21 protein-coding genes are annotated in these 24,596 nt (G+C 70.1%); 14 read left to right on the forward strand and 7 right to left on the reverse strand.

Features of this window, described 5'->3' with window-relative positions:
• Nucleotides 1-68: 68 nt before the first annotated feature.
• Complete coding sequence (locus AC5RV6_RS16055; RefSeq protein ID WP_494008362.1) at nt 69-326, reverse strand: hypothetical protein; 258 nt, start codon at nt 324-326, stop codon at nt 69-71.
• Nucleotides 327-565: 239 nt separating this feature from the next.
• On the opposite strand from AC5RV6_RS16055, the gene ppk2 reads away from it, so the two are divergent.
• From ppk2 to AC5RV6_RS16070, 3 genes are all read left to right on the forward strand, one after another.
• Nucleotides 566-1,609, forward strand: a complete 1,044-nt coding sequence (gene ppk2 / locus AC5RV6_RS16060; RefSeq protein WP_494008363.1) for a polyphosphate kinase 2 — start codon at nt 566-568, stop codon at nt 1,607-1,609.
• A gap of 116 nt (nt 1,610-1,725) precedes the next feature.
• Nucleotides 1,726-2,457 carry a FadR/GntR family transcriptional regulator gene (locus tag AC5RV6_RS16065; RefSeq protein WP_494008364.1) on the forward strand — a complete coding sequence of 244 codons (732 nt, stop codon included), beginning with the start codon at nt 1,726-1,728 and terminating at the stop codon, nt 2,455-2,457.
• Between the two features lie 85 nt (nt 2,458-2,542).
• A complete protein-coding gene (locus AC5RV6_RS16070; protein WP_494008365.1) occupies nt 2,543-4,018 on the forward strand; it encodes an FGGY-family carbohydrate kinase in 1,476 nt (491 codons plus the stop codon).
• 29 nt (nt 4,019-4,047) lie between these two features.
• Here AC5RV6_RS16070 and AC5RV6_RS16075 read toward each other — a convergent pair whose 3' ends face one another.
• From AC5RV6_RS16075 to AC5RV6_RS16085, 3 genes are all read right to left on the reverse strand, one after another.
• Nucleotides 4,048-5,325, reverse strand: a complete 1,278-nt coding sequence (locus AC5RV6_RS16075) for an amidase family protein (RefSeq protein ID WP_494008366.1) — start codon at nt 5,323-5,325, stop codon at nt 4,048-4,050.
• 167 nt (nt 5,326-5,492) lie between these two features.
• On the reverse strand, nt 5,493-6,194 hold the full coding sequence (locus AC5RV6_RS16080; RefSeq protein WP_494008367.1) for a response regulator transcription factor: 702 nt from the start codon (nt 6,192-6,194) through the stop codon (nt 5,493-5,495).
• Nucleotides 6,195-6,198: 4 nt separating this feature from the next.
• Nucleotides 6,199-7,161 carry a sugar-binding transcriptional regulator gene (locus tag AC5RV6_RS16085; RefSeq protein ID WP_494008368.1) on the reverse strand — a complete coding sequence of 321 codons (963 nt, stop codon included), beginning with the start codon at nt 7,159-7,161 and terminating at the stop codon, nt 6,199-6,201.
• Nucleotides 7,162-7,356: 195 nt separating this feature from the next.
• Between AC5RV6_RS16085 and AC5RV6_RS16090 the strand changes: the two genes are divergently transcribed.
• The 5 genes from AC5RV6_RS16090 (at nt 7,357) to AC5RV6_RS16110 (ending at nt 12,890) form a co-directional block, all read left to right on the forward strand.
• Nucleotides 7,357-8,451, forward strand: coding sequence for a zinc-binding dehydrogenase (locus AC5RV6_RS16090; RefSeq protein ID WP_494008369.1), 1,095 nt, complete (start codon nt 7,357-7,359; stop codon nt 8,449-8,451).
• Nucleotides 8,452-8,520: 69 nt separating this feature from the next.
• On the forward strand, nt 8,521-9,819 hold the full coding sequence (locus AC5RV6_RS16095; protein ID WP_494008370.1) for an MFS transporter: 1,299 nt from the start codon (nt 8,521-8,523) through the stop codon (nt 9,817-9,819).
• 37 nt (nt 9,820-9,856) lie between these two features.
• Nucleotides 9,857-11,686 carry a dihydroxyacetone kinase family protein gene (locus tag AC5RV6_RS16100; RefSeq protein ID WP_494008371.1) on the forward strand — a complete coding sequence of 610 codons (1,830 nt, stop codon included), beginning with the start codon at nt 9,857-9,859 and terminating at the stop codon, nt 11,684-11,686.
• The gene (locus tag AC5RV6_RS16105) at nt 11,683-12,147 is read left to right on the forward strand and encodes a ribose-5-phosphate isomerase (protein ID WP_494008372.1); all 465 of its coding nucleotides are present in this window, start codon (nt 11,683-11,685) and stop codon (nt 12,145-12,147) included. The genes AC5RV6_RS16100 and AC5RV6_RS16105 overlap by 4 nt, the downstream gene beginning before the upstream one ends.
• Nucleotides 12,147-12,890 carry a GolD/DthD family dehydrogenase gene (locus tag AC5RV6_RS16110; protein ID WP_494008373.1) on the forward strand — a complete coding sequence of 248 codons (744 nt, stop codon included), beginning with the start codon at nt 12,147-12,149 and terminating at the stop codon, nt 12,888-12,890. Before AC5RV6_RS16105 ends, AC5RV6_RS16110 begins: the two co-directional genes overlap by 1 nt.
• Nucleotides 12,891-13,017: 127 nt before the next feature.
• On the opposite strand, the gene AC5RV6_RS16115 is transcribed toward AC5RV6_RS16110, so the two are convergent.
• Together AC5RV6_RS16115 and AC5RV6_RS16120 are read right to left on the reverse strand one after the other, a co-directional pair.
• The gene (locus tag AC5RV6_RS16115) at nt 13,018-14,421 is read right to left on the reverse strand and encodes a GntP family permease (RefSeq protein WP_494008374.1); all 1,404 of its coding nucleotides are present in this window, start codon (nt 14,419-14,421) and stop codon (nt 13,018-13,020) included.
• Nucleotides 14,422-14,458: 37 nt separating this feature from the next.
• Nucleotides 14,459-14,986 carry a gluconokinase gene (locus tag AC5RV6_RS16120; RefSeq protein WP_494008375.1) on the reverse strand — a complete coding sequence of 176 codons (528 nt, stop codon included), beginning with the start codon at nt 14,984-14,986 and terminating at the stop codon, nt 14,459-14,461.
• A gap of 226 nt (nt 14,987-15,212) precedes the next feature.
• On the opposite strand from AC5RV6_RS16120, the gene AC5RV6_RS16125 reads away from it, so the two are divergent.
• The 6 genes from AC5RV6_RS16125 to AC5RV6_RS16150 all read left to right on the forward strand — a co-directional run bounded on the left by AC5RV6_RS16125 (nt 15,213) and on the right by AC5RV6_RS16150 (nt 22,669).
• A complete protein-coding gene (locus AC5RV6_RS16125; protein ID WP_494008376.1) occupies nt 15,213-16,910 on the forward strand; it encodes a sulfite exporter TauE/SafE family protein in 1,698 nt (565 codons plus the stop codon).
• Between the two features lie 152 nt (nt 16,911-17,062).
• Nucleotides 17,063-20,350, forward strand: a complete 3,288-nt coding sequence (locus AC5RV6_RS16130) for a DEAD/DEAH box helicase (protein WP_494008377.1) — start codon at nt 17,063-17,065, stop codon at nt 20,348-20,350.
• Between the two features lie 239 nt (nt 20,351-20,589).
• The gene (locus tag AC5RV6_RS16135) at nt 20,590-20,850 is read left to right on the forward strand and encodes a hypothetical protein (RefSeq protein ID WP_494008378.1); all 261 of its coding nucleotides are present in this window, start codon (nt 20,590-20,592) and stop codon (nt 20,848-20,850) included.
• Between the two features lie 82 nt (nt 20,851-20,932).
• Nucleotides 20,933-21,388, forward strand: coding sequence for a MarR family winged helix-turn-helix transcriptional regulator (locus AC5RV6_RS16140; protein WP_494008379.1), 456 nt, complete (start codon nt 20,933-20,935; stop codon nt 21,386-21,388).
• A 294-nt stretch (nt 21,389-21,682) separates the two neighbouring features.
• Nucleotides 21,683-22,189: an FBP domain-containing protein gene (locus tag AC5RV6_RS16145; protein WP_494008380.1), complete on the forward strand. Its 507-nt coding sequence runs from the start codon at nt 21,683-21,685 to the stop codon at nt 22,187-22,189.
• A 48-nt stretch (nt 22,190-22,237) separates the two neighbouring features.
• On the forward strand, nt 22,238-22,669 hold the full coding sequence (locus AC5RV6_RS16150) for a VOC family protein (RefSeq protein WP_494008381.1): 432 nt from the start codon (nt 22,238-22,240) through the stop codon (nt 22,667-22,669).
• Between the two features lie 59 nt (nt 22,670-22,728).
• Here AC5RV6_RS16150 and AC5RV6_RS16155 read toward each other — a convergent pair whose 3' ends face one another.
• Nucleotides 22,729-24,429 carry a thiamine pyrophosphate-binding protein gene (locus tag AC5RV6_RS16155; protein WP_494008382.1) on the reverse strand — a complete coding sequence of 567 codons (1,701 nt, stop codon included), beginning with the start codon at nt 24,427-24,429 and terminating at the stop codon, nt 22,729-22,731.
• Nucleotides 24,430-24,596 lie beyond the last annotated feature (167 nt).

The raw sequence follows: 24,596 nt of genomic DNA on the forward strand, positions 1-24,596 counted from the left end.
TTTGTTGGGGTTGGCCGCCATGCTTCGGGCGCTTTTCCAGCGTCCCGGCCGCGGCGACTTCCAAAACATTACACGCCCTCCGGCACCCGCGCAAATCCGGATCCTGCCGCCTGTTCGACGGCCGTCTCCTCAAGGCGGCGGACCCTCAAGTGGAGCAGGTGTCCCAGCAGCAGCGTCAGCTGTCGGCGCGGGGTGCTGCCCTGTCCGTGGGGCGTCGAAGCCGGCAGGCGGTCCTGGAGCAGGCGGCGCCGGGCCCAGTGCCGTTCGGCGTCCTGCGCCCGCTCGCGGACAATCTGCTGCGCCAGCTGCATCTCCATCAATCCCATGCCTCTTCCTTTCCGTTGTGCCGCGCCGGCGTCTGGCGGTGCCGTTTGCATCACCGGGGCCCTCCGCGCGGCGGCCGCCCCCGCTTTCCACCCACGCTAGAAAGCGGGCCGAGCGCGGGCCACCGCTTTGCGGACAGGTGCGGTCCTCGGGCAGCTGTCGCCCAACGGGCCTTTCCCCGGCCCTCGCCGGGCACGTACATTCGGTGCTACGGATGCACCCGCCACGCCAAGGAGGCGACATGGCCAAGACCAGCACCGAAGCGCAGGACGCCGCTGCCCGCAGCGACGGCAGGGACCCGGCACCGCGTTCCAGGAACGGCAGCCGCGGCGGAAAGGGTCCAAAGGCCGTAGAGGCGCAGCCCTCACAGGGGCTTGCCGTGGATTACGCCGGCGAGCTGGACGAGATGCAGGAGCTCACGGCCAAGACCCGCAAGCTGGACAGCAGGCAGCGCGAGGAGGCGTGGCGGCAGCACTATCCGTACGACACCAAGCTCGGACGCCGGCCCTACGAACGGCAGAAGCGGGCCCTGCAGATCGAGCTGCTGAAGATGCAGCTGTGGGTCAAGGAGACCGGGCAGAAAATGCTCATCATCTTCGAGGGCCGGGACGCCGCCGGCAAGGGCGGGGCCATCAAGCGTTTCGAGGAGCATCTGAACCCCCGCGGTGCCCGGATCGTGGCGCTCGAGAAGCCCACGCCCCAGGAAAGCTCGCAGTGGTATTTCCAGCGCTACGTCTCCCAGCTGCCCAGCGGCGGGGAGATCGTGATGATGGACCGGTCCTGGTACAACCGCGCCGGCGTCGAACGCGTCATGGGCTACTGCACCCCGGCGCAGTACCTGGAGTTCATGCGGGAAGTGCCCGAGCTGGAGCGCATGCTCGTCAACTCGGGCGTGATCCTGTTCAAGCTCTGGTTTTCGGTGAGCCGGGCGGAGCAGCTGGCCCGCTTTGCCGCCCGGGAGACCGATCCCGTCAAGCAGTGGAAGCTCTCCCCCACCGATCTGGCCAGCCTGGACAAGTGGGACGCCTACACGGAGGCCAAGGAAGCGATGTTCTTCTACACCGACACCGGTGACGCGCCGTGGACCGTGGTGAAGTCCAATGACAAGAAACGCGCCCGCCTCGAAGCGATGCGCTTCGTCCTGCACAGCGTGGACTACCCCAACAAGGACCCGCAGGTGGCGCACGCTCCCGATCCGCTGCTGCTGGGCCCGGCGTCGAGCCTCTTCGAGGAAGAGGAAGGCCACGACCTCGGCGCCTTCCCGGTGGTGAAGCCGCAGCCGTAGGCTGTCCCGGCGGCGGCGCCGGCCTCCCTGACGCGGCACGCAGCACACACCGGAGCCTCAGGGACTGCGGCGCAGGTTACATACAATGAGCGGATGACTCCTACCCCCGCCGCAGCATGAGCTCACGCCTGCACAGCCTCGTGGTGGAGAGCCTGGGCCGGCGGGTGGTCTCCGGCGAGCTGCCCCCGGGACACACCATGCTCTCCGAGCAGCTGGAGGCCGAGCTGCAGGTCTCCCGCTCCGTGGCCCGGGAGGCGGTCCGGGTGCTGCAGTCGCTGGGGCTGGTGGAGACCGTCAAGCGCGTCGGCATCCGGGTGCTGCCGGCAGCCGGGTGGAACGTCTTCGATCCGTCCGTCATCCGCTGGCGGCTCGCCGCCGACGGCAAGGGGGCCCAGCTGCGCTCACTCACCGAGCTGCGCTCCGCCGTCGAGCCCGCCGCCGCCGAACTCGCGGCCCGGTACTGCCCGGAGGACCTCGCCGCGGAGCTGATGGGGGTCGCCGCGCAGATGCGCGCCGTGGGCCGGGCCGGTGACCTGCAGCGCTTCCTCGACCTCGATATCCGTTACCACGCGCTGGTCCTGGCGGCCTCCGGAAACGAAATGTTCACCCGGATGGAATCGATGATCGCCGAGGTGCTGCGCGGCCGCACCGACTACGGGCTGATGCCCGACCGCCCCCACGAGGAGGCGCTGCAGCTGCACGTGGACGTCGCCTACGCCATCCAGGGCCACGATCCCGACACCGCGCGGGAGGCCATGGACCGGATCATGCGCCGCACCGTGGCGGAGGTCGAGAGCGTCTGGGCGGACGAGCCACGGCTCTTCACGGAGCCCGACGCCGCCGTCTGATTCGAGCTGCCCCACCCGAAAACCGATAGTGTGAGCTGGGCTACGCGCAGCCGCGTGCCACGGCGCAACGCGAAAGGGTAAGGGCATGTTCCTTGGCATCGATATCGGGACCGGCAGCAGCAAGGCCGTTCTGACGGACGCGGAGGGCACGGTTCTGGATCAGGCCGCCATCCGTCACGAAATGTCCATGCCGCGGCCCGGCTGGGCCGAATTTGACGCCGACGGCGTGTGGTGGGCCGAGGTCTGTCAGCTCAGCCGGACCCTGCTCGCGGACCGTGACGCCGCCGCGCTGCAGGGCGTATGCGTCAGCGGCATGGGCCCGTCGCTGGTCGTCACCGACGCGGACTTCCGCCCCCTGCGCCCGGCCATCCTGTACGGCATTGATACCCGCGCGCACCGCGAAATCGAGGAACTGAACACCGAGTTCGGCTCCGAGGCGCTCTTCGCCCTGGGCGGCAAGATGCTGTCCTCGCAGTCCGTCGGCCCGAAGCTGCGCTGGCTGCAGAACCGGGAGCCGGAGGTGTTCCGCGCCGCCACGCACTGGTTCGGCCTCAATTCCTTTATCGTCGCCAAACTGACGGGCGAGTACGTGCAGGATCACCACTCGGCAAGCCAGTCCGACCCGCTTTACGACATGCATGCCGGCGACTGGTCGCGACAGCACTACGGCGCTGTGGCTGGACACCTTGAGGTTCCGCGCCTGGCCTGGCCGTTGGAAGTCGTCGGCCGGGTGCACCGCGCCGCTGCGGAGGCGAGCGGCATACCGGCCGGCACTCCCGTCTGCGCCGGCACCATTGACGCCTGGGCAGAGGCGTTCAGCGCCGGTGCGCGGAAGCCGGGCGACACCATGCTGATGTACGGGTCAACGTTCTTCTTCGTACAGAACCTGCACGATTACCGGGCGCACGAAAAACTGTGGACCACGACGGGCGTAGACAAGGACTCGCTGTGCATCGCCGCCGGCATGTCGACCTCAGGCAGCCTCACCACCTGGATGCAGAAGCTGTTCGGCAACCCCTCCTTCGAGGAGCTGCTGGCCGAGGCCTCCACGGTGCCGGCCGGCTCGGACGGGCTGCTGGTGCTGCCCTACTTCGCCGGCGAGCGCACGCCGATCTTCGACGGTGACGCGCGGGGCACCATCACCGGACTGACCCTCAGCCACACGCGGGGCCACTTGTTCCGGGCCACCTACGAGGGCGTGGCCTACGGGGTGCGGCAGATCCTCAGCTTCATGGGCGCCGCGGCGGAAGAGACCAGCCGCCTGGTCGCCGTCGGGGGCGGCACGCAGTCCCGGCTCTGGCTGCAGATCGTCAGCGACGTCACCGGACGCGAGCAGTCCCTGCCCCGGCAGGCCATCGGCGCCAGCTATGGTGACGCGCACATGGCGGCCATCGGCACCGGCGCGGTCAGCGCGGAGACCGACTGGGCGGTCATCAAGGAGACCGTAGAACCGAATCCGCAGACGGCCGAGCTGTACGACGAGCTGTTTGACGCCTACGACGCGCTGTACCCCGCCACCCGGGAGACGATGCACCGGCTCGCAGCCGTCCAGCGGCGATAGCTGCAGCGCCCCCGGCAGCCCCGCAGATTTCAGGAGGCGAGGATAGCCTCCAGCGCAGCCGCGGCGGCCAGCACCGCGTCATCCTCCTGCGCGCCGCCCTGCAGGGTGATGCCCTGCGGGCGACCGTCCGATGCCGGGAGCATCGGCTGCGTCAGCATGGGGCAGCGCAGGACAGTCCCGGCCGTTGTATTGCGGGTCATCAATGGAAAGACCTCCTGTTCGAAGCCCAGGTGCATCACGGTGCCCCCTGTCCCAATCGGTGTTGCCGGCCGCGGTGCGGCTGGAAACAGCAGCAGCGAGACCCTGTGGGCATCGAGCAACGCCCGGTAGCGTGAGCGTGCCTGCCACAACATGCCAACGGCGCGCCGGTAGTCCTCCAGCTGCGGTGGCTCCTGGTCCAGGGCTTGCAGCAGGCTCTGGACATCCGCGGACGCCACGCCTTCCACCAACGTTTTCCAAGCCTCGCCGCCGGGCAGGTCCAATGCCTCTGCCGCGGCGGCTTCCAGCAGTTGCCGGGATTCCCAGGCCACGAGGTGCCACTGTACTGCGCCGACCAGTTCAAGGACCGACCCCAGGCTCAACGGAACGAGTTCGACTCCTGCGCCCGCAAGCCTCTCCTGCGCCGCAGCAAAGGCAGCCGCGGTGTCCGGATCCAGCGCTGCCGTCAGCTCCGCGGGAACGCCCAAACGGTGGGGCAGCGACGCCTGCAGATCCCCGGTGCGTTGCCGCGCCGCAGTGCCCGCGATCCAACCGTCTACGGTGGCGAGGTCGGCCACGCTGCGGGCAAAGGCTCCTGGTGTGTCGCGGCTGTGTGACAGCCCGACCAGCCCCTCGCCCGGCCACCGTCCCACGGTCGGCCGGAAACCGACCACCCCACAAACTGAGGCAGGAATGGAGACGGATCCCCCCGTATCCGTGCCGAGGGCGACAGGAGCATAGCCGCGCGCCACCGCCGCCGCACTGCCCCCGCTGGACCCGCCCGCGGAGAAACCGGGAACAACGGGGTTGCGGACAACCCCGAACCCGCCGTTTTCGCTCGTAATGCCGTAGGCAAGCTCATGCATATTGGCGGTGCCGGTGACCACGGCTCCTCGGGCCCGCAACGCCGACACCACCGGCGCGTCGATGCGTCTGCGGTTTTCGGCCAGCACCGGGCTGGCGGCCGAGAGGGCGTATCCGGCCACCGAAATGTTCGCCTTGACCACCAGCGGGAACGGCCGTGTTGGTGCATCCGCCAGCTGGCCGCGCAATGCCGGTGCCTCGGGCCGTTCGCACCAGGTGCCCTCCTGGTCGTCTGCACCGAGCACGTCCAGAGCCGCCGGATCTTCATCCGCTGCCCGGCGCAGCAGCTGCCCCCATTGGCGGGAATCAATGAGGGTGGATGACATAACGCTGTCCATGGCTGTGTTCCTCCGGTTTGGATCTGCTGTCTGCGCCCAGAATGGCAGAAAGGCCGGGCACTACGGCATCGGCACTATTGCCGATACCACCGGACCATGGCGGCTGTTACCTGGCTTCGATTGGACGCATCCAGCTTGGTGAAGATCCGGCTTGTGTGTGTGCGCAGCGTGCCTTGGGCCAAGCCCAGCTCGCGCCGGATCTCCTTGTCCGACGCACCGGTGCTGATGAGGCGCGCCACCTCGGCCTCCCTGACTGTGAGGGTCCGAGTCCTGGCCGCCATACCCCTGGACCAGGTGCGCTCCAGCAGGTCGCCGGCGCGCTGCAGCAACCGCAGCTCCCGGTCGCCAAACGGCCGGCCGCCCGCGGAGCGCCAAATCCGAAAGTCGAACGAGCCCGGACCAGGATCTGCGGGAAAATAGTTCATCCCGTACCACAGGCCGTTGGCCTGCAGGAAGTCGCGGCCGAACTCACGCCCGGCGGTATCGGCAGCCACCCGGCGTGCATCTGCGGCGACCGCTCCGCCGCAGCGCATCAGCTCCGGGGTCAGCGTGTCGCGGTGCCGGTAATAGGACCGGTACCTGCCGAAGAGCTCCGGCGGCATGTTCAAGGACTGGACTTCGGCGAAAGGGCCGGATTCGTCCACAAGAAAGGAACAAAAGTAATCAGCCTGCAGCGACTCGAGCAGCAGCCGACCAATCACAAGACGCCGCTCGTCATCATCGGCGCCGGACAGGGCAACATCCACGATATCGCCGAGCCGCGCGTCCAGGAGCACCGCGCTACCCCCGCTGCTGGCCCACCGTGGCCAGAATCGCCTCCGCAGTGTGCTCGTCGGTGACCAGCCGGTTGATGACGCCCAGCCGCGCCGCGGCCAGGATGCTCAGCGCCTTGTGCCCGCCCACGGCCACCGCCACGCAGTGCTCGATCCTCCGCAGGACCTGCACCGGCGTGCGGATCATCCGCTCATGCCCGGGGAAGTCCAGCGCGCGGCCGGAAATGTCGAAGAAGTTCAGGCAGACGTCGCCGACGGCGTGGGTCAGGGCCTCGCTGTCGGTGGGAATGGCCGGGGAGATGGAGCTGCGGGTGCTCGTCGGCGCGCCGATGCCGACCAGCGCGGCCGCGGCGCTCTCCCACAGCCGCTGGATGCGCTGGAAGCCGGGATCGTGCTGCAGCGCCTCGAACATCACCGGCGAGGGCTTGGCCTCGGCGAACAGAAAGGTGGGCTGGGCCTGCGTCTGCTCCGCGACGGCCCGGGTGATTTCATTGGTCTGGTACCAGGGCTCCGGCTCCGCCTGTCCCCCCACCGTGGGGGCGACGACGACGCCGTGCAGCGAGGGCAGCTCGGTCCGGCTGACCTCATAGACGGTCCGCCCTGACGAAACCAGCAGGACGTCGCCGGGCACCAGCTGCATGTCCACCATGGCCTGGCGCACCTGCGGATTCAGTCCACGGCCCAGCTGGTGGGACTGATTTCCGGACGCCACATAGACCCGGGGCAGGCCAAGAGCGGCGGCGGTGCGCGCGGCCAGGTCCTCCATGCCCTGCTGGTCCGGGTTCACCACCCGGATGCGTACGATTCCGTTCTCCCTGGCCTCCGCGAGCAGCCGGCTGACGGTTGCCCTCGAGACGCCCATCCTGGCCGCAATCTCGGCCTGGGTCTCGTTGTGCTCGTAGTAGGCCCGGGCGGCCTCGTAGGCCGGATTGGCTCCGGCGGCCTCCGCAGGCCTGGACTGGGCGGGCACACGCACACCTTCCGTGGAAGTAGACAAATCGAATCGCACTGTAGCACCCGCGGGACGGTGTGCCCTCTGCCGGGAAACAGCTGCCAACCTACCCGGATATGAACATGTGTTCACTGTGAACATTTGTTCTTGACACATGTTCAGATCCCGGTACGGTGGGGACGTTATCTAAATCACGACGGAGTGAGGAGCCCCATGGCTGCAACCGCTGAACTTCCGGAAACCATGTCGGCCGTGGTGTGCCACGGACCGGAGAACTACACACTGGAAGAAGTCCCGGTCCCCCGTATCGGCGATGATCAGATGCTCATCCGGGTAGAGGCCGTTGGAGTCTGTGCCAGCGACCTGAAGTGCTACCACGGCGCCGCGAAGTTCTGGGGCGACGAAAACCGCCCCGCCTGGGCCCAGAAGGGCGTCACCCCGGGCCACGAACTGGTCGGAACCATCGTCAAAGCCACCGATTCGGCGCTGGAACTTCACGGCGTGGCTGTCGGGGACCGCATCGCCTGCGAGCAGATCGTCCCGTGCGGTGAGTGCCGGTACTGCCAGCGCGGCCAGTACTGGATGTGCGGCCCGCACGATATGTTCGGCTTCCGCAACTACAACGGCGCCATGGCCGAATACATGCTGGTTCCGGCCAAGGCCCGCGTGCACAAGGTCTCCTCCGAACTGCCCCCGGCCCACGCTGCCTTCGCCGAGCCGCTCTCCTGCTCCCTCCACGCCGTCGAGCGCGCCAACATCACCTTCGACGACGTCGTGGTCATCGCCGGGTGCGGCCCGATCGGCCTGGGCATGGTCGCCGGCGCCAAGGCGAAGAGCCCCCTGAAGGTCATCGCCCTGGACATGTCCGACCACAAGCTGGAGCTGGCCCGCAAGTGCGGCGCGGACCTGACAATCAACATCTCCCGCGAAGACGCCGTCGGGAAAATCAAGGAACTCACCGACGGATACGGCGCAGACGTCTACATCGAAGGCACCGGCCACCCCTCCGCGGTGAAGCAGGGCCTGAACCTGCTCCGCAAGCTCGGCACCTACGTCGAGTACTCGGTCTTCGGCTCCGACGTCACGGTCGACTGGTCAATCATCAGCGACGACAAGGAGCTGAACGTCTTCGGCGCACACCTTGGCCCGCACTGCTGGCCGGCCGCCATCAAGATGATCGAGTCCGGCGTCCTGCCCCTGGACGAAATCTGCACCGACCAGTTCCCGCTGGAGAAGTTCCAGGACGCCCTGGACATGGTTGCCGATTCCAGCGGCGAATCCGTGAAGGTCTCCATCCTGCCCAACTGACCTCCCCCTCCTCCGCCGCGGCAGCGTTGCCGCGGCGGAGGAAGGCATGGTCCGTCAGAAAGAACACCCATGAGCACTGTTGCGCCCACCCCGGCCCCGCCGGAAACCCGCTTCGACAAGCTGGGCATCCCGAACTCCCTCAAATGGGGCTTCCTGGCCGTCCTGGTCTTCATGACCGGCAACGGCGTCGAGTCCAACTTCATCTCCCCGCACCTGAGCAACGCCCTCGGCTCCGAGGCGTACCTGGTGCCCACCATCATCACCCTCTACGGCGTCTCCGTGACCATCGGCTCCTACCTCTCCGGTGCGCTCGCCGACCTCTGGGGCCCGCGCAAGGTCATGCTGCTCGGCTTCCTGGTCTGGGTCATCTTCGAGGTGCTGTTCATCGGCGCCATCGCCACCGAGTCCGCAGCCGCCGTGATGATCACCTATTTCTTCCGCGGCTTCGGCTACCCGCTGTTCGCGTTCGCCTTCCTGGTCTGGATCAACGCCGTCGCCCCGCAGGAGCGCAGCGGCACGGCCGTCGGCTGGTTCTATGTCATGTTCACCGGCGGCCTGCCCACCCTGGGTTCGCTGGTGGCCGTCGTGGCCATCCCCGCGTTCGGCGGCGGCTTCAGCGGCGAGACCGGTGCCATGTGGATCTCCATCGCCCTGGTCCTCGCCGGCTTCCTGATCGGCTTCCTGGCCGTGAAGGAACCCAAGGGGCGGATGCGCCTGGCTCCCGAAGGCGAGACCGCTTCCGCGGTGATCTTCAGCGGCCTGCGGGTCATGTTCAAGGAGCCGCGCATCGCCGTCGGCTTCGTGGTCCGCCTGATCAACACGGCGCCGCAGTACGGCATGTTCATCATCCTGCCCGCCGTCATGGTGGACCAGCTCGGCTGGAGCCAGTCGCAGTGGCTGATCATGACGGTCATTGTCTACGCGTCCAACATCGCCTTCAACGCGGTGTTCGGTGCCATCGGCGACAAGTGGGGCTGGCAGCGGACCGTGCGCTGGTTCGGCGTCGCCGGGTCCGCCCTGGGCCTGCTCGCCTGGTGGTACGTGCCGCACCTGGTGGAGCCGGGCTCCGACTGGGGCTACTGGCTGTCCGTCCTGGCCGGCGTGACCTTCGGCATCCTGCTCGCCGGCTTTGTGCCGATGGGCGCGATCATGCCGGCGATGACCCCCAACCATAAGGGCGCCGCCATGGCCATGTACACCACCGCAGCCGGCGGCGCGGCCTTCCTCGGCTCCGCCGTGGTGGCTGCCGTGTTGCCCTGGGGCGGGAACGTGGGCGTCGTCTGGGCCTTCGTGGCCCTGTACGCAGTGGCCTTCTACCTGACCCGGTACCTGGCGGTGGAGCAGGCTCCGGCCCGCAGGCAGGCCTGACCCGCACCGCCCACCCCCTGAGCAAGAAAGCAGCGACATGACCAGGATCTTCAACGACCCGAGTGAATTCTGTGAGGACCAGCTCGCCGGTTTCACCGACCTCTACGCGGACCGGCTGCGGGCCGTGCCGGGCGGGGTGGTGGCCCTCCCCTCCGGCGAGCCGCAGGTCGCTGTCATCGTCGGCGGCGGCTCCGGCCATTACCCGGCCTTCGCGGGCCTGGTCGGCCCTGGCTTTGCGACCGGAGCCGTCGTCGGCAACATCTTCACCTCTCCCTCCGCAGCGCAGGTCTACTCCGTGGCGAAGGCCGCGGAGCAGGGCCGCGGCGTCATCCTCACCTTCGGCAACTACGCCGGAGACAACATGAACTTCGGCATCGCGGCCCGCAGGCTGCGCGAGGAGGGCATCGACACCCGCATCGTCACGGTCACCGATGACATTGCCTCGGCCGCCGAGGAGGAGAAACGGCGCGGCATCGCCGGCGACTTCACGGTCTTCAAGGCCATGGGCGCCGCTGCGGCCGCCGGGCTGGACCTCGACGACGTCGAGCGCGTGGGCCGCGAGGCCAACGCCGCCACCCGCTCCCTCGGCGTTGCCTTCTCCGGGTGCACCATGCCCGGCGCCGAGCAGCCCCTGTTCACCGTGCCGGAGGGGCACTTGGGCCTCGGCCTGGGCATCCACGGCGAGCCGGGCATCCGTGATGAACCGCTGCCCACCGCCGATGAGCTGGCGGAAACGCTGGTGTCCTCACTGCTGGCGGCGGCGCCCGACGGCGCAGGCTCCCGGGTGGGCGTCATCCTCAACGGCCTGGGCACCACCAAATATGAGGAGCTGTTCCTGCTCTGGGGACACGTCGCTCCCCGTCTGCGGGATGCCGGCCTTCAGCTCATCGAGCCTGAGGTCGGTGAGCTGGTCACCAGCCTGGACATGGGCGGCTGCTCGCTCACCCTGTTCTGGCTCAACGATGAGCTGGAAACGTACTGGCGGGCCGATGCCGACACGCCCGCCTACCGCAAGCAGGCTGCCCCGCTGGCCGCACTGGACACCTCGGTGCTGACCCGCGGGCAGGCAACCGGTGAAGCGGAGCAGGTTCCCGACGCCGGCACGGCCTCCCGTACCTTGGCCGGGCATGTGCTGGCCGGCCTGCGGTCCGCGGACCGGCTGCTGCGCAGCCACGAATCCGAGCTCGGCGCCATCGATGCCGTCGCCGGCGACGGCGACCACGGCCGCGGCATGGTCAAGGGCGCCGCCGCCGCGCTCGCCGCCGCCGAAGCGCTGCCGGAACACGCCGGCGCCGGCTGGCTGCTTCGCACCGCCGGACGCGCCTGGGCCGCGCAGGCCGGCGGCACGTCCGGGGTGCTCTGGGGCGCCGCGCTGGAAGCCGCCGGATCCTCATTGGACGAAGAGGCCGCAGCGTACGAGGCCGCCGACGCCAGCCGCGCCGTGGACGCCTTTACCCGGGCCATCCAGGAACTGGGCGGCGCCAAGGCCGGGGACAAGACGCTGCTGGACGCGCTTATTCCTTTCGCCGACCAGCTGCGCTCCGCCGTCGGACAGGACAGCGCGGGGCAGGACCGCGCTGTCCGGAACAGTTCCGGCCAGGAGCTGGCGGAGGCCTGGCGGGCAGCGGCACAGACGGCAACCGATGCCGCCGCTGACACCGCGCGCCTGCGCCCCCAGGTCGGCCGGGCCCGCCCGCTGGCCGAAAAGAGCATCGGCACGCCCGACGCCGGCGCCACCTCCATGGCGCTTCTCCTCACCGCCGTCGGGAGCGAGGTTCTCACCGATGATTCAGCTGCCGCGACGGATCCGACGGATCCGACCGATTCGACGGCCACCACTACAGAGAAGGACAAGGTGCAGCAGTGACTACTCATGGACTCCGCATCGTCGTCGGCAGTGACGACGCCGGCCTCAGCTACAAGCAGGTTCTCAAGCAGGACCTCGAGCAGGACGACCGTGTGGCCGGCGTCGTGGACGTGGGCGTCACCGGCGATGAAAACACCGCCTATCCGCACGTAGCCGTGGAAGCGGCCCGGATGGTCGCGGACGGGCGGGCGGACCGTGCCCTGCTGATCTGCGGGACCGGTCTGGGCGTGGCCATTTCGGCCAACAAGGTTCCCGGCGTCCGTGCCGTCACCGCCCATGATTCCTACTCCGTGGAGCGCTCGGTGCTGAGCAACAATGCGCAGGTGCTGTGCATGGGAGAGCGCGTGGTCGGCCTCGAGCTGGCGCGCCGCCTGGTCCGCGAATGGCTGGGCTACACCTTTGATCCCACCAGCGCCTCCGCCGCCAAGGTGGACGCGATCTGCTCCTACGAGGCTGCATGATGGCCGGGCAGTTTGCCGGCCGCACGGCGCTCATCACCGGGGCGGCACAGGGCATCGGCCAGGCCACCGCCGCGTGGTTCGCCGCTGAAGGCGCCGCAGTGGTGGGCGTGGACCGCAGCGAGACAGTGCAGCAGGCGGTCCAGGCGCTTCCGGGCAGCGGACACCACTTCATTGTGGCCGATCTCTGCGAAGCGGGCGCTCCGGCGAGCATCGTCGCCGACGCCGTCTCAGCCTCCGGCCGCATCGACATCCTGGTCAACTCGGCGGGCATGGCCCTGCTGGACGCCGCACTGGACCTCAGCGAAGATGCCTGGCGGAAGACCCTGGACCTGAACCTCACGGCCACGTTCCTAATGTCCCAGGCCGCGGGCCGGGTGATGACCGAGCAGGGCTACGGCAGGATCGTGAACCTTGCCTCGCAGGCCAGCGTGGTGTCCTTGGACCGGCACGTGGCCTACTGCGCCAGCAAGGCCGCCGTCGTCGGGATGACCAAGGTGCTCGCCGCGGAGTGGGCCGCCAGCGGGGTGACGGTCAACGCCATCTCCCCCACGGTGGTGGAAACCGAGCTGGGCCGCAAAGCGTGGGCGGGCGAGGCCGGCCGGAAGATGCGGGAGCAGATTCCGGTGGGACGCTTCGCGCAGCCCGAGGAGATTGCGGCGCTGATCGGCTACCTCGCGTCCGAGCAGGCAGCCATGGTCACCGGTGAGAACATCGTCATCGACGGCGGCTACACCATCGTCTGACTCCCGCCGGCCCGCGCAGGGCCGGACACGAACACAGCGACACACGCAGGAGGCTCCCGCCGCGGCGGGAGCCTCCTGCGTGTCTTCTGTTTGTGGCCCGCCGGCCCTGGACAGGGCGGGCCAGGGCCTAGAAGTTCGTGGCGACCAGGAAGATGGCCAGCGCGAAGACGAAGCCGACGACGCCCAGCAGCGCCTGGCCGACGGTCCAGGTCTTCAGCGTCGTCTTGGTGTCCATGCCGAAGAACCTGCTGACCAGCCAGAAGCCGGAGTCGTTGACGTGGCTGGCGAACACCGAGCCGGCAGCCAGGGCAAGCACGATCGCCGCGGTCTCCACGGGGTTGTAGTCGGGGTTGCCCGCCACCACGGGAGTCAGCAGGGCAGCGGCCGTGGTCAGTGCCACGGTGGCCGAGCCCTGGGCCACCCGGACGACGGCGGCGATCACGAAGCCGGCCACGATGACCGGCAGCCCGATGGCATCCAGCGAGTCGGCGATGGCGGTGCCGATGCCGCTGGCCCGCAGGACGCCGCCGAACATGCCGCCGGCGCCGGTGATCAGGATGATGGTGCAGACCGGGCCCAGGGCGCTGTCCACGACCATTTCGGTGAGGCTGCTCGGCTTGCCCTTGCGGGCACCGAGCAGGAACATGCCCAGCAGCACGGTGATCAGCAGCGCCACCGGGGTCTCGCCCAGGGCGCGGAGGACCTGCACCCAGGTGTCGTCCGTGGAGACCAGGCCGGCGGTGTTGGCCATGTTGAGGCCGGTGTTGAGGAAGATCAGGAGCAGCGGCAGCAGCAGCAGCGTCAGGATGGTGCCCAGCTTCGGGGTGGAGCGGAACTCGTCCAGCTCCGAGCCCTTCGGGGCGTCCAGAATGGCCGGGACGGGAATGTCGAACCTGCGGCCCAGGAACTTGCCGAAGAGGTAGCCGGTCAGGTACCAGGTGGGGATGGCAATGATCAGGCCGAAGATCAGCACCAGGCCGACGTCGGCGCCCAGCAGGCCGGTGGCGGCCACCGGTCCGGGGTGCGGGGGCACAAAGATGTGCATGGCGGAGAACGCGGCGGCGGCCGGGAAGGCGTAGGTCAGCAGGGAGCCGCCCATCCGCCGTGCCACGGCGAAGATGATCGGCAGCATGACGACCAGCCCGGCGTCGAAGAAGATCGGGAAGCCGAACAGCAGCGAGGCCACGGACAGGGCCAGCGGAGCGCGCTTCTCGCCGAACCGGCGGATCAGCGCGTCGGTCAGCACCTGGGCGCCGCCGGAGATCTCCAGCATGCGGCCGAGCATCGCGCCCAGGCCGACCAGCAGGGCCACGCTGGCCAGGGTGCTGCCGAAGCCGCTTTGCAGGGTGGGCACCAGGTCCGCAGCCGGGATGCCGGTGGCGACGGCGGTCAGCAGGGACACCAGGATCAGCGCCAGGAAGGCATGCACACGGAACTTCATGATCAGCACCAGCAGCAGCGCAATGGCCGCGACGGCGATGAGCAGAAGCCCGGACGTGCTCAGCGTCCAGTTCAACTCGAGATCGGTCATCTTCGTCCTATCAGGGTGGGGGTGATGCGGCCGCGCGTCAGCGCCCGGCCGGTGCGAGGGCCGAGGCGACAGCCTCGGCGATCTCTTCGGGGGAAAGCGTGATGTCCAGCCGGATACCGGCCTCATCCTGCGCCAGGGGCTCCAGGGTTTCAAACTGAGAGTCCAGCAGGGCCGCGGGCATGTACTCATGGTTCCGCTGCGAGAGACGGTCGGCGATCAGGGACTGGTCGCCCTGCAGATGCACAAAGCGGACGTCCGGCGCCAGGTCGCGGATGAGGTCGCGGTAGCGGCGTTTGAGCGCGGAGCAGGCGATGACGGTCGGCTGGTTTTCCGCCAGCCGGTCCGCGAGCGTCCGGCCGATGGTGGTCAGCCACGGATGCCGGTCCTCATCGTCCAGGGGCTGGCCGGAGGCCATCTTCTGCTTGTTCTCGACGCTGTGCAGGTCATCGCCGTCGATGAAGGGCAGTCCCAGCCGGAGGGCGATGGCCCGTCCGGCTGTGGATTTCCCGCAGCCCTGCACGCCCATGACGATCAGAGGCGGCAGCTGTTCCCGGGTGGACGGCATGGCGATACTCCCTCAGACGCTCCATTACATCTGATTTGGTGTGGCCGCGGCAACAATAAATCAGATTTATCGCGTCAAAGATAGCACAGGCAGCTGTGAGCGCCGTCGCGCTTGCGGGCTGCCGGCTCCGGCGACGCCGGCCACGGGGGGCCGGCCTGCCCGGATGCGCGCCCGTCCGCGGCTGCCGCCCTGTCAGCGCACCGCCTCCCTGTGGAAACGTGGCCCCATGGGCATGCTGCTGCTCGCGGTCCTCGTGGGCATCGTGGTGGGAGCCGTCGTCGGGCTGGTGGGTGCCGGCGGCGCGATCATTGCCGTCCCGGCGCTCGTCTATCTGGTCGGGCTGGCCCCGCATGAGGCGGTGCCCACCTCGCTGATCGTGGTGGGACTCTCCGCCCTGGCCGCGGTGCTGCCCCGGGCCCGCACCGCCGTCGACTGGCCCCTGGCACTGATCGTCGGCCTGGCCGGCTTTCCCGCCTCCTGGGCCGGCGCCTGGCTCGGCCGGCGGCTGGACCCGGATGTGCTGATGCTCCTGTTCGCCGCGGTCATGGTGCTGGCCGGGCTGCGGATGGCCCTGGCCCCGCGCGCCAGGCCCGCCCCGGCGGTGTCAGGACCCCGGCGCACGGCGCAGGGCATCGCTGTGGGGCTGGCCGTCGGTTTCCTCGCCGGACTGCTCGGGGTCGGCGGCGGGTTCCTCATCATTCCCGCGCTCACCCTGGTCCTGCACCTTCCCATCCACCGCGCGGTCGGCACGTCGCTGGCCGTGATCGTGCTGAACTCGGCGTCGGGGTTCGCCGCCCACGTCCCGGAACTGGACCTGGACTGGCCGCTGACGGCAGTGTTTGCCGGCACGGCCGTGCTCAGCTCCCTGGCCGCAACCTCCGTGGCAGCCCGTTTGGACGACCGCCTGGTGTCCAGGGCCTTCGCCGCGGTCATCTTCGCCGTGGCGGCGTGGGTGGGAATCACCGCGGGTGCCGGGCTGGTCTCCGGCAGGGCCTCCGGCCCGGTGCCCGACGACGCCGCGCCGGCCACCTGGGCGACCCCGCCGTCTGCCCGGCCGCCGAGCGATGCCGAGGCCGACGCCGCGCCGCTCACCGCCGCTCTGGCGGCCAGCCGCCTGGATGCCGGTGAGCGGAAGATCCAGGCGACCGTGCGGAACCACACCGGCGAGGCGCTGGTGCTCCGTTCGGCCACCCTGCGTTCGGTGCTGCTCGCCGCGCCGGCCGCGTGGACCTCGCCTCGGCCCGAGGGCAGCCTGCTGCAGGCCGGCGGGTCGCTCAGCCTGCCGATCCGGCTGGGCGCGCCGGACTGCGGCCCGACCGCTGATTCCCCGGGCCCCGGGGAGCCCGACGACGGCGGCGGGCCGGCGGCCGAGCTCGAGCTGACGCTGGCCGACGGCACCGGGCGGACGGTCCTCGCCGGCGATGTGTTTGGCGACCTCGCCGAGCTGCAGGACGCGGCCTGCCTGCGCCGGGCCGCGGACGCGGTGGCGTCGCTGTCCCCGGATCCGCTGCTGGAGATCGCCCCCGACGGCCGCAGCGCCGTCGTCCGGCTGCGTTCGATCCCGTTTGCCGGCCCGCCCCTCCCCCGGTCCGCGGCCGGTGTCGGGCCGTCCGGCACCGCGGGTTCCGGACTCACCCTGCGGCAGGTCGGGGAAACGACGCTGCTCCGCGAGGACCCCGCCCGCCCGTGGCCGAGCGGGGTTCCGGTTCCCGCTGACCGTCCCGCCGTGTTTGACCTCGGGGTGCTGCCGGCGCGCTGTGATGCGCATGCGCTGGCGGAGGACAAACTGGGCACCCGGATTCCGGTTCGGCTGGAAGCCGGCGGGCGCACCGGCACCCTGCGGCTGGATCCGGCTCCCGAGTTCACCGCAGCGGTGTACACCTTCGTGCGCGGGGCCTGCGCCCTGCGGGAACAGGGCCCATGAAAAACGGCTCATGAGAAACGCAGGCCACCCCATTGTGACCTGCGTTACGTCGATGCTAGCGAGGTCGCTGCCGGAAAGCGAAACGTGCCCGGGGCCGGGCGTGGCAGCCTTCCGGGGCAGGCCGGAACGTCGGTGCGTGAGACGATGGGCGCATGGTCCACTCCCCGCCGCTTGTCGATGTTCAGGACATCATCCGGGTGGTCGGCGGAGCGGCGTTTCAGCGCGGGCAGGCGTATGCGCGCACCGGTGCCGTCGAAGGCCTGGACTGGGACGCCGCCGCCGGAGTGCTGCGCGCCCGGGTCCAGGGCGGGGCCTCCGTGCCGTACCGGACGCTGCTCCAGCTCGAGCGCAAACGCCAGGGCGACTACCGGCTGCAGGACAACCACTGCAGCTGCCCGGTGGGCTTCGACTGCAAGCACGTGGCCGCCGTCGCCATGCAGAGCAACACCTCCCATCTGCTGTCCCGGCACCGGCCCGCGGCGACCGAGGCCCGGGTACCGGAATGGCAGGCGTCCCTGCAGGGGCTGCTCGACGGCCGCCCGCCCGCCGGCGCGGAGCCCGCCGTGCCGCTGGCCCTGCAGTTCGAGGTGCGTTCCCAGCCCTCGCCCTCCATCTGGGGCGCCCCGAAGCCGATGGGCACCTCGCCGCTGCGCCTGGGCGTGCGGCCGGTGGTGCGCAACAAGCGCGGCAACTGGGTGAAGAACAACCTGGCCTGGTCCAACATCGCCTACCAGACCCACGGCCTGAAACTGGACCCCGACCAGCACCGCTGGTTCTCGCAGTTCCCGGCCCTGCACCGGGCCACCGGGGTGACCTACTTCGGCCAGAACGATTCCTGGCTCTATCTGGACGACTTCGCGAATCCCCTGCTGTGGGAGCTGCTGCGGGAGGCCCGGCGGCTGGGCATCGACTTCGTCGGCACCCGCAAAGACGTCCAGGTGCTCCTGGCCGACGGCGCCACGCTGTCCCTGGACGTGCGCGCCGACGACGGCGGCGGCGGGCCGGCCCCGCTGCGCCTGGACCCCATCCTGGAACTGGACGGCGAGCAGTACCCGCCGGAACGCACCGGAACCATCGGCAGCCACGGCGTCTACGTGCATTATCCCGACGACGTGCTGCGGCTGGCCCCGCTGGACCGGCTGCTGACCGATCAGGACCGGGCCCTGCTGCACGGCTCCACGGCGCTGCGCGTCCCGGCCTCGGACGCCCCGGTCTTCCTGGAAAAGTTCTACCCGCGGCTGCGCCAGGTGCTGCCCGTGCAAAGCCGCGACGGATCCGTGGCCTTCCCCGAGATCCTGCCGCCGCGGCTGGTCCTGGCCGCGCACTTCCAGCCCGAGGACGTGCTGGCCCTGGACTGGTCCTGGGAATACCGCCAGGGTGGGCAGGCCGAGAGGCTGCCGCTCACCGCCGCAACCGGGCCGGCCGCCGATGACGGCGCGTACCGGGACACCGCCGCGGAGGCGGACGTGCTCGACGTCGTACGCCCGGTCCTCGGCGAAGCGCCCCGGCCGCGGACCCTGCGCGGCGTCGACGCCGCCGAGTTCACCGAACACCTGCTGCCGAAGCTGGAGAAGCTTGAGGACGTCCTGGTCGAGGTGCACGGCGAGCGCCCCGACTACCGGGAACTCACCGGCCTGGCCACGCTGAAGGTCACCACGGTGGAGAGCGAGCGCCGCGACTGGTTCGACCTGCACATCATGGTGCGGATCGACGGGCGGCTGGTGCCCTTTCCCGACATCTTCAAGGGCATCGCCCAGGGCAAATCGAAGATCATCCTGCCGGACCGCAGCTACCTGTCCCTGGACCGGCCGGAGTTCGAGCGGCTGCATGCCCTGGTCGCCGAATCCCAGACCCTCGACGAGTGGGACACCGGCGAACTGGGCATCAGCCGCTACCAGGCCGGGCTGTGGTCGGAATTCGAAGAGCTCGCCGAGGAAACCGAGGAAGCCGAGGCATGGCGGGCGGCCGTGGGCGGCCTGTTGGACCTCGCCGGGCGCGACGGCGCCGCCGTCGAGCCCGTCCCGCTGCCCGCCGGGCTGAAGGCCGAGCTGCGCCCCTACCAACAGGAGGGTTACAACTGGCTCGCCTTCCTCTGGGAACACGGGCTCGGCGGCATCCTCGGCGACGACATGGGCCTGGGCAAGACCCTGCAGACCCTGGCGCTGATCGCCCACGCCCGTCAGCACGCCCCAGGCCGGCCGCCGTTCCTGGTCGTCGCGCCCACCTCCGTGGTCCCGAACTGGGTGGCCGAGGCGGCCCGGTTCGTGCCCGGGCTGACCGTGCAGGCGGTGCCGGACACCTCCGCCAAGTCGAAGAAGCCGCTGGCCCAGGTGATCGCCGGCGCCGACGTCGTCGTCACCTCCTATGCCGTGTTCCGCCTGGACTTCGCCTCCTACCGGAACCAGCCGTGGGAAGGCCTCATCCTCGACGAGGCGCAGTTCGTCAAGAACCGCACCACCCGCGCCCATCAGTGCGCCCGCGACCTGCCGGCCCCCTTCAAGCTGGCGATCACCGGCACGCCCATGGAGAACAACCTGATGGAGCTGTGGGGCCTGTTCGCGATCACCGCCCCCGGGCTCTTCCCCTCCCCCCGCCGCTTCGCCGAGGAGTACCAGCGGCGGATCGAGCAGGGTGAGGATACGGAGCGGCTGGCGCAGCTGCGCCGCCGGATCCGGCCGCTGCTGATGCGCCGCACCAAGGAGGCCGTGGCCGCCGACCTGCCCGAGAAGCAGGAGCAGGTGCTGGAGATCGAACTCGGCCCCAAGCACCGGCGCATCTACGAGGCGCACCTGCAGCGGGAGCGGCAGAAGCTGATGGGACTGATGCAGGACCTGGACCGGAACCGCATGATCGTCTTCCGTTCCCTGACCCTGCTGCGCATGCTCAGCCTGGATCCGGCCCTGATCGACGCCGAGGAGTACGCCGACGTCGGCTCCGCCAAACTCGATGTGCTGTTCGAACAGCTCGAGGACATCACCGCCGAGGGCCACCGCACCCTGGTGTTCAGCCAGTTCACCTCCTTCCTGAAGAAGGCCGCGGAGCGGCTGGACGCGCAGGGCATCGAGTATGCCTACCTGGACGGCAGCACCCGCGACCGCGGCGGGGTGATCGGCCGCTTCAAGGACGGTGATGCCCCGGTGTTCCTGATCAGCCTCAAGGCCGGCGGGTTCGGACTGAACCTCACCGAGGCGGATTACGTCTTCCTGCTCGATCCGTGGTGGAATCCCGCCGCCGAGAACCAGGCGGTGGACCGCACGCACCGGATCGGCCAGCACAAGAACGTCATGGTCTACCGGCTGGTCGCCGCCGGCACCATCGAGGAAAAGGTCATGGCGCTGAAGGAGCAGAAGGCCCAGCTGTTCAGCTCGGTCATGGACGACGACGGCGCGGCCTTCAGCTCCGCCCTCACCGCCGAGGACATCCGGGTCCTGCTGGAGTAGGAGTGCACGGCTGCCTCCGCGGCGCCCGACCCCCTGCCCCTGCCCTGCCCTGCCCTGCCCTGCCCTGCCCTGCCCTGCCCTGCCCTGCCCTGCCCTGCCCTGCCCTGGGGCAGTGTTGCCCGGGCTACAGGAGGCCGTGAATCGCCTAACCGGAGGCGCCGGGTACACCCCGTCTGACCTGCTGCTTTGCCGTCCGGGCGGCGTATCCGCCCGCGGGGCGGGGACTAGCGTGGAAGATCATGAGCACGATGGAAGCGACGCTGACCCGTCCCGTTGAGGCTCCTCCCCGGGACGAGGATGAGCTGGTGCATATCTTCTGCACTCCCTGCAAGCGCCAGGCCATGCGCCGCGCCCGTCGCCCGGTGCCCTACTGCGGCAAGCAGATGCCGGCCCGCCCGCTGCGCGACGACAACGGCGGCCTGCCCGTCTGCGTGGTCTGCATGGAACTGGCCCGCTCCGGCCCCTGCCCCCGCTGCGGCATGCAGGCCCGCTTCGACTAGCGCCGGGCCCGCCGCCCCCCCGTCCGGCCCCTGCGGCCGGTGACGGTTCCCACGGCCGGTTCCCGTTTGTACAGTGGGGGACATGGCTGACGAACGCCCCATCGGGTACTGGCTCAAACTTGTGGACCAGCTGGTCGATGACCAGTTCGGAGCAAGCTTCGAGGAACACGGCGTCACCCGTCGGCAGTGGCAGATGATGAACATGCTCGAACGCGGCCCCGCCACGGAAAAGCAGCTGGTGGACGGGCTGCGTCCCTTCTTTCCCGCCGCCGAGGTCGGCACGTCCGTGGAACTGATCGATGAACTGCGTGAAAGCGGCTGGCTGGAACGCAGCGACGACCGGTACGGCCTGACCGACCTGGGCCGACGTGCCCTGGAAAACCTGCGGGAAGCCGTCGAACGGATCCGCAGCGACCTCGCCGTCGGCATCAGCGACGACGAGTACCGCACCCTGATCGACCTGCTGCAGCGGATGGCCCGCAACCTGGGCTGGACCGACACCGACGAGGCTCCGGAGCCTCCCGGCGCGACCGCCTAAGGAGTGCCGGCCGCCGGCGCAGGTGGCGCCGGCGGCGCAGACGGGTCTAAGCTCGTGCACTGTGTCGATGAGTTGCATGCGCCGGGCGCGCACGGAAGGGCAGGTGGGCCGCACGGCCTGCACTGCGCCGCAGGCCTAGCCCTCCACCTTTTTCCCGCCGGTTGTCTCCGGCTCTTTCGCCGCCGATTCCTTTTCGGCCGTCGGTCAAACCCCCTTTCCATGCCCGCCGCCTTTGCCTGCGGCTGCCGAGATTCCGGGCTGCTCCGACGCATCGACCCTGCAAGGACTTTTGCCATGACCACGTTTTCCCCCCTGTCCGAAGCGACCCTCCGCCGTTGCTTCATCAACGCCTCCCGCTCCGAAAGCGCGGCGATCACCTTTCCCGCCGGCTTCACCGCGCCGGACCTCAGCACGACGCCGGTGTTCGGCTGGCGTGATCCCAAGCTGCCGCTGCGTGCCTATCTCGTCGTGGAGGACCCGGCGTCGGGGGCACCCGCCGGCGTCCTGCTGCGGGCTCCGGACGCGTCCGCCGGCCGGAAACGGCGCGTCGTCTGCGCCCTGTGCGAAGACATCCGTTCCGAGGACGAAGTCCTCATGTACGTGGCCCGCCGTGCCGGATCCCGGGGGCGCAACGGCGATTCCGTCGGCACCTTGATCCACGCTGACTTCGGCTGCGCGCAGAACGCCGTCGCGGAGCCGCCGGCCAACGCCCTGGTCACCGACCCGGAACAGGCCGCCGCCGAGAACCTCGCGGCCCTGCGCCGTCGGGCCGGAATGTTCCTGGACCGGGTGCGCGGGTAACGGGCGGCCGCACAGGAATAGCCCGCCGCGGGGCGTGGTTGCGTCGGCATGGATACTTCCCGTGACAATGCCCCGATGCCGCCCGCCCCGCCGGTCCGCCAGCTGCGCCTGGTGGTGGCCGCCGAGGACTACGCCGCAGCGTTGGCCTTTTACCGCGACACGCTGGGCCTGCCCGAGCAGGCCGCCTATCAGGGCGGCGACGGCGCCGAGGTCACCATCCTGGACGCCGGACGCGCCACCCTGGAGATCGCCAACGCCGCCCAGGTCCGCATGATTGACGAGGTGGAGGCCGGCGGCCTGCCCAGCCGCAAGCTGCGGGTGGCCTTCGAAGTGGCGGACGCCGCGGCGGCCACCCGGGCGGCGGTCGACGGCGGAGCGCACCTGGTCGCGGAGCCGCGTGAAACGCCGTGGCGGTCGCTGAACTCCCGGCTGGACGGCCCCGAGGGCCTGCAGCTGACCCTGTTCGAAGAGCTCGACTGACCGGCCGGTCCCCCGGGCGCTGCATCAACGCCCCGGGGGCCGGCCCGGCCGGAGCAGGGTCAGTGGCCTTTGAAGGCCTCCGCCAGCCACCACGCGCCGCCGTCGGAGGCGATCTTCGCGTCGATGACCAGCGGCGCGGTGCGGGGCCCGGCCAGCCAGGCCTGCACCGGGGCGAGGTCGGCAACCGAGCGCACCGTGACGCCGTCGGCCCCGTAGCCGCGGGCGACGGCGGCCAGGTCCGTGTCCGGGAAGGTCACGGTGTCCATGGGCACCTGGTCCATGGACCCCGTACCCCCCTCCCCCGGTTCGCCGCCGCCGAAGTGGTGCACCTCGGCGCCGTAGGCGGCGTCGTTGTAGATGATGACCACCAGCGGCAGGCGCAGCCGCACCGCGGTTTCCAGCTCGGAGATGCCCATCAGGAAGCCGCCGTCACCGGTGCCGAGCACCGGCAGCCGGTCCGGCCGGGCCGCTGCGGCGCCGATCGCCGTCGCCAGGCCCAGCCCCACGGACTGGAAGGCCTGGGTGAAGCAGAAGCCGAACTCATCCGGCACCCGCAGATGGGTGGAGGGGTAGCCCATGAAGTTGCCGGAGTCGATGGAGACGATCCGCTCCCCGGGCAGCAGCCGGTCCAGTTCGAGCGTCAGGAGCCGGGGATCGATCCGGTCCGCGGTGGAGATGTCCTGCACCGGCACCTGCTGCCAGCGGGCCTCGGCGGCAATGCGCCGGCCTGTCTCGAGGGTGCGGTAGTTGACCGCGGGGCGCTGCGGCAGGGCGGCCAGCACGTCGGCGGCGGTCAGCGCGGAGTCACCCAGGACGCCCAGGTCGATGGGCCGGTTGGCGCCCAGCGCCGGTTCCTCCACATCCACCTGCACCACGGTTGCCTCCGGACCGATCAGCGCCCCGTGCCGCATGGTCCACATGTTCAGCGTGCAGCCCCAGCCGACGATCAGGTCCGCGCCGGCAATCAGCTCCGCGGTCAGCGGCGAGGAGAAGCCTCCCGAAATGCCCAGGTTCCATTCGCTGCCTTCGAACAATCCGTTGGCGACGGCGCTGGTGGCCAGCAGGGCGCCGGCCTTTTCGGCGAGCGCGGCGATCTCCGGCCCGGCCCCGCGGGCGCCGCGGCCGGCCACGAAGACCGGGCGCCGGGCCCGGCGCAGGGCAGCGGCCAGGGCGGCAACGGCCTCGGGTTCCGGGCGCACCCGGGGTGCGGGCGGCGGCGTCGGCACCGGGCCGGGCCCGGGGACCGCCGGGGCAGGCGCTGCCTGGACATCCAGCGGCACGCTCAGCACCACGGTGCGGCGTTCGTTGACGGCGGTGCGCCAGGCCCGGACCGTATCCGCGACGGCGCTTTCCGGGGTGTGGATGCGTTCGGGCACGGCTCCGAGGCTGCGGGCGAGCCCGTCCTGGTCGATGCGGAAGTTGGAGCGGACGGCGGCGGCGGCGGTGTCGGCGGTCAGCACGATCAGCGGCGTCCGGGATTTGGCGGCCTCGCCGATGCCGGTCGCCGCGTTGGTCAGGCCGCAGCCCTGATGCGTGGTGACGACGGCGGGGCGCCCGGACATCCGGGCATAGGCGTCGGCCATGGTGGCGGCGCCGCCTTCATGCCGGGCGGCGGTGAAGGGCACACCGTGACGGATCAGGGCATTGGTCAGGTGGAAGTTGCCGCTGCCCACCACCCCGAACACGTGTCCGATTCCCAGCTCCGCCAGCGTCCGTCCGATCACCTCGGCCACGGTCTGCCCGGTCCCCTGCTTCGCCACGCCTGCTCCGTTCCACCATTGATGATGCCGCTGCCGTCCAGCGTTTCCTCCTCACGACTCTAGGCCGTTCCCGCCGCCGGACGGGAACGGCTGAGGAGGCCGGGCCGTCCGGGGACCGGGCGGCGCCGGCCCGGCCGCGGGCGAACACGTGGCGCGGGGGCGCGGTC

The sequence above is a fragment of the Arthrobacter saudimassiliensis genome (assembly GCF_059090665.1).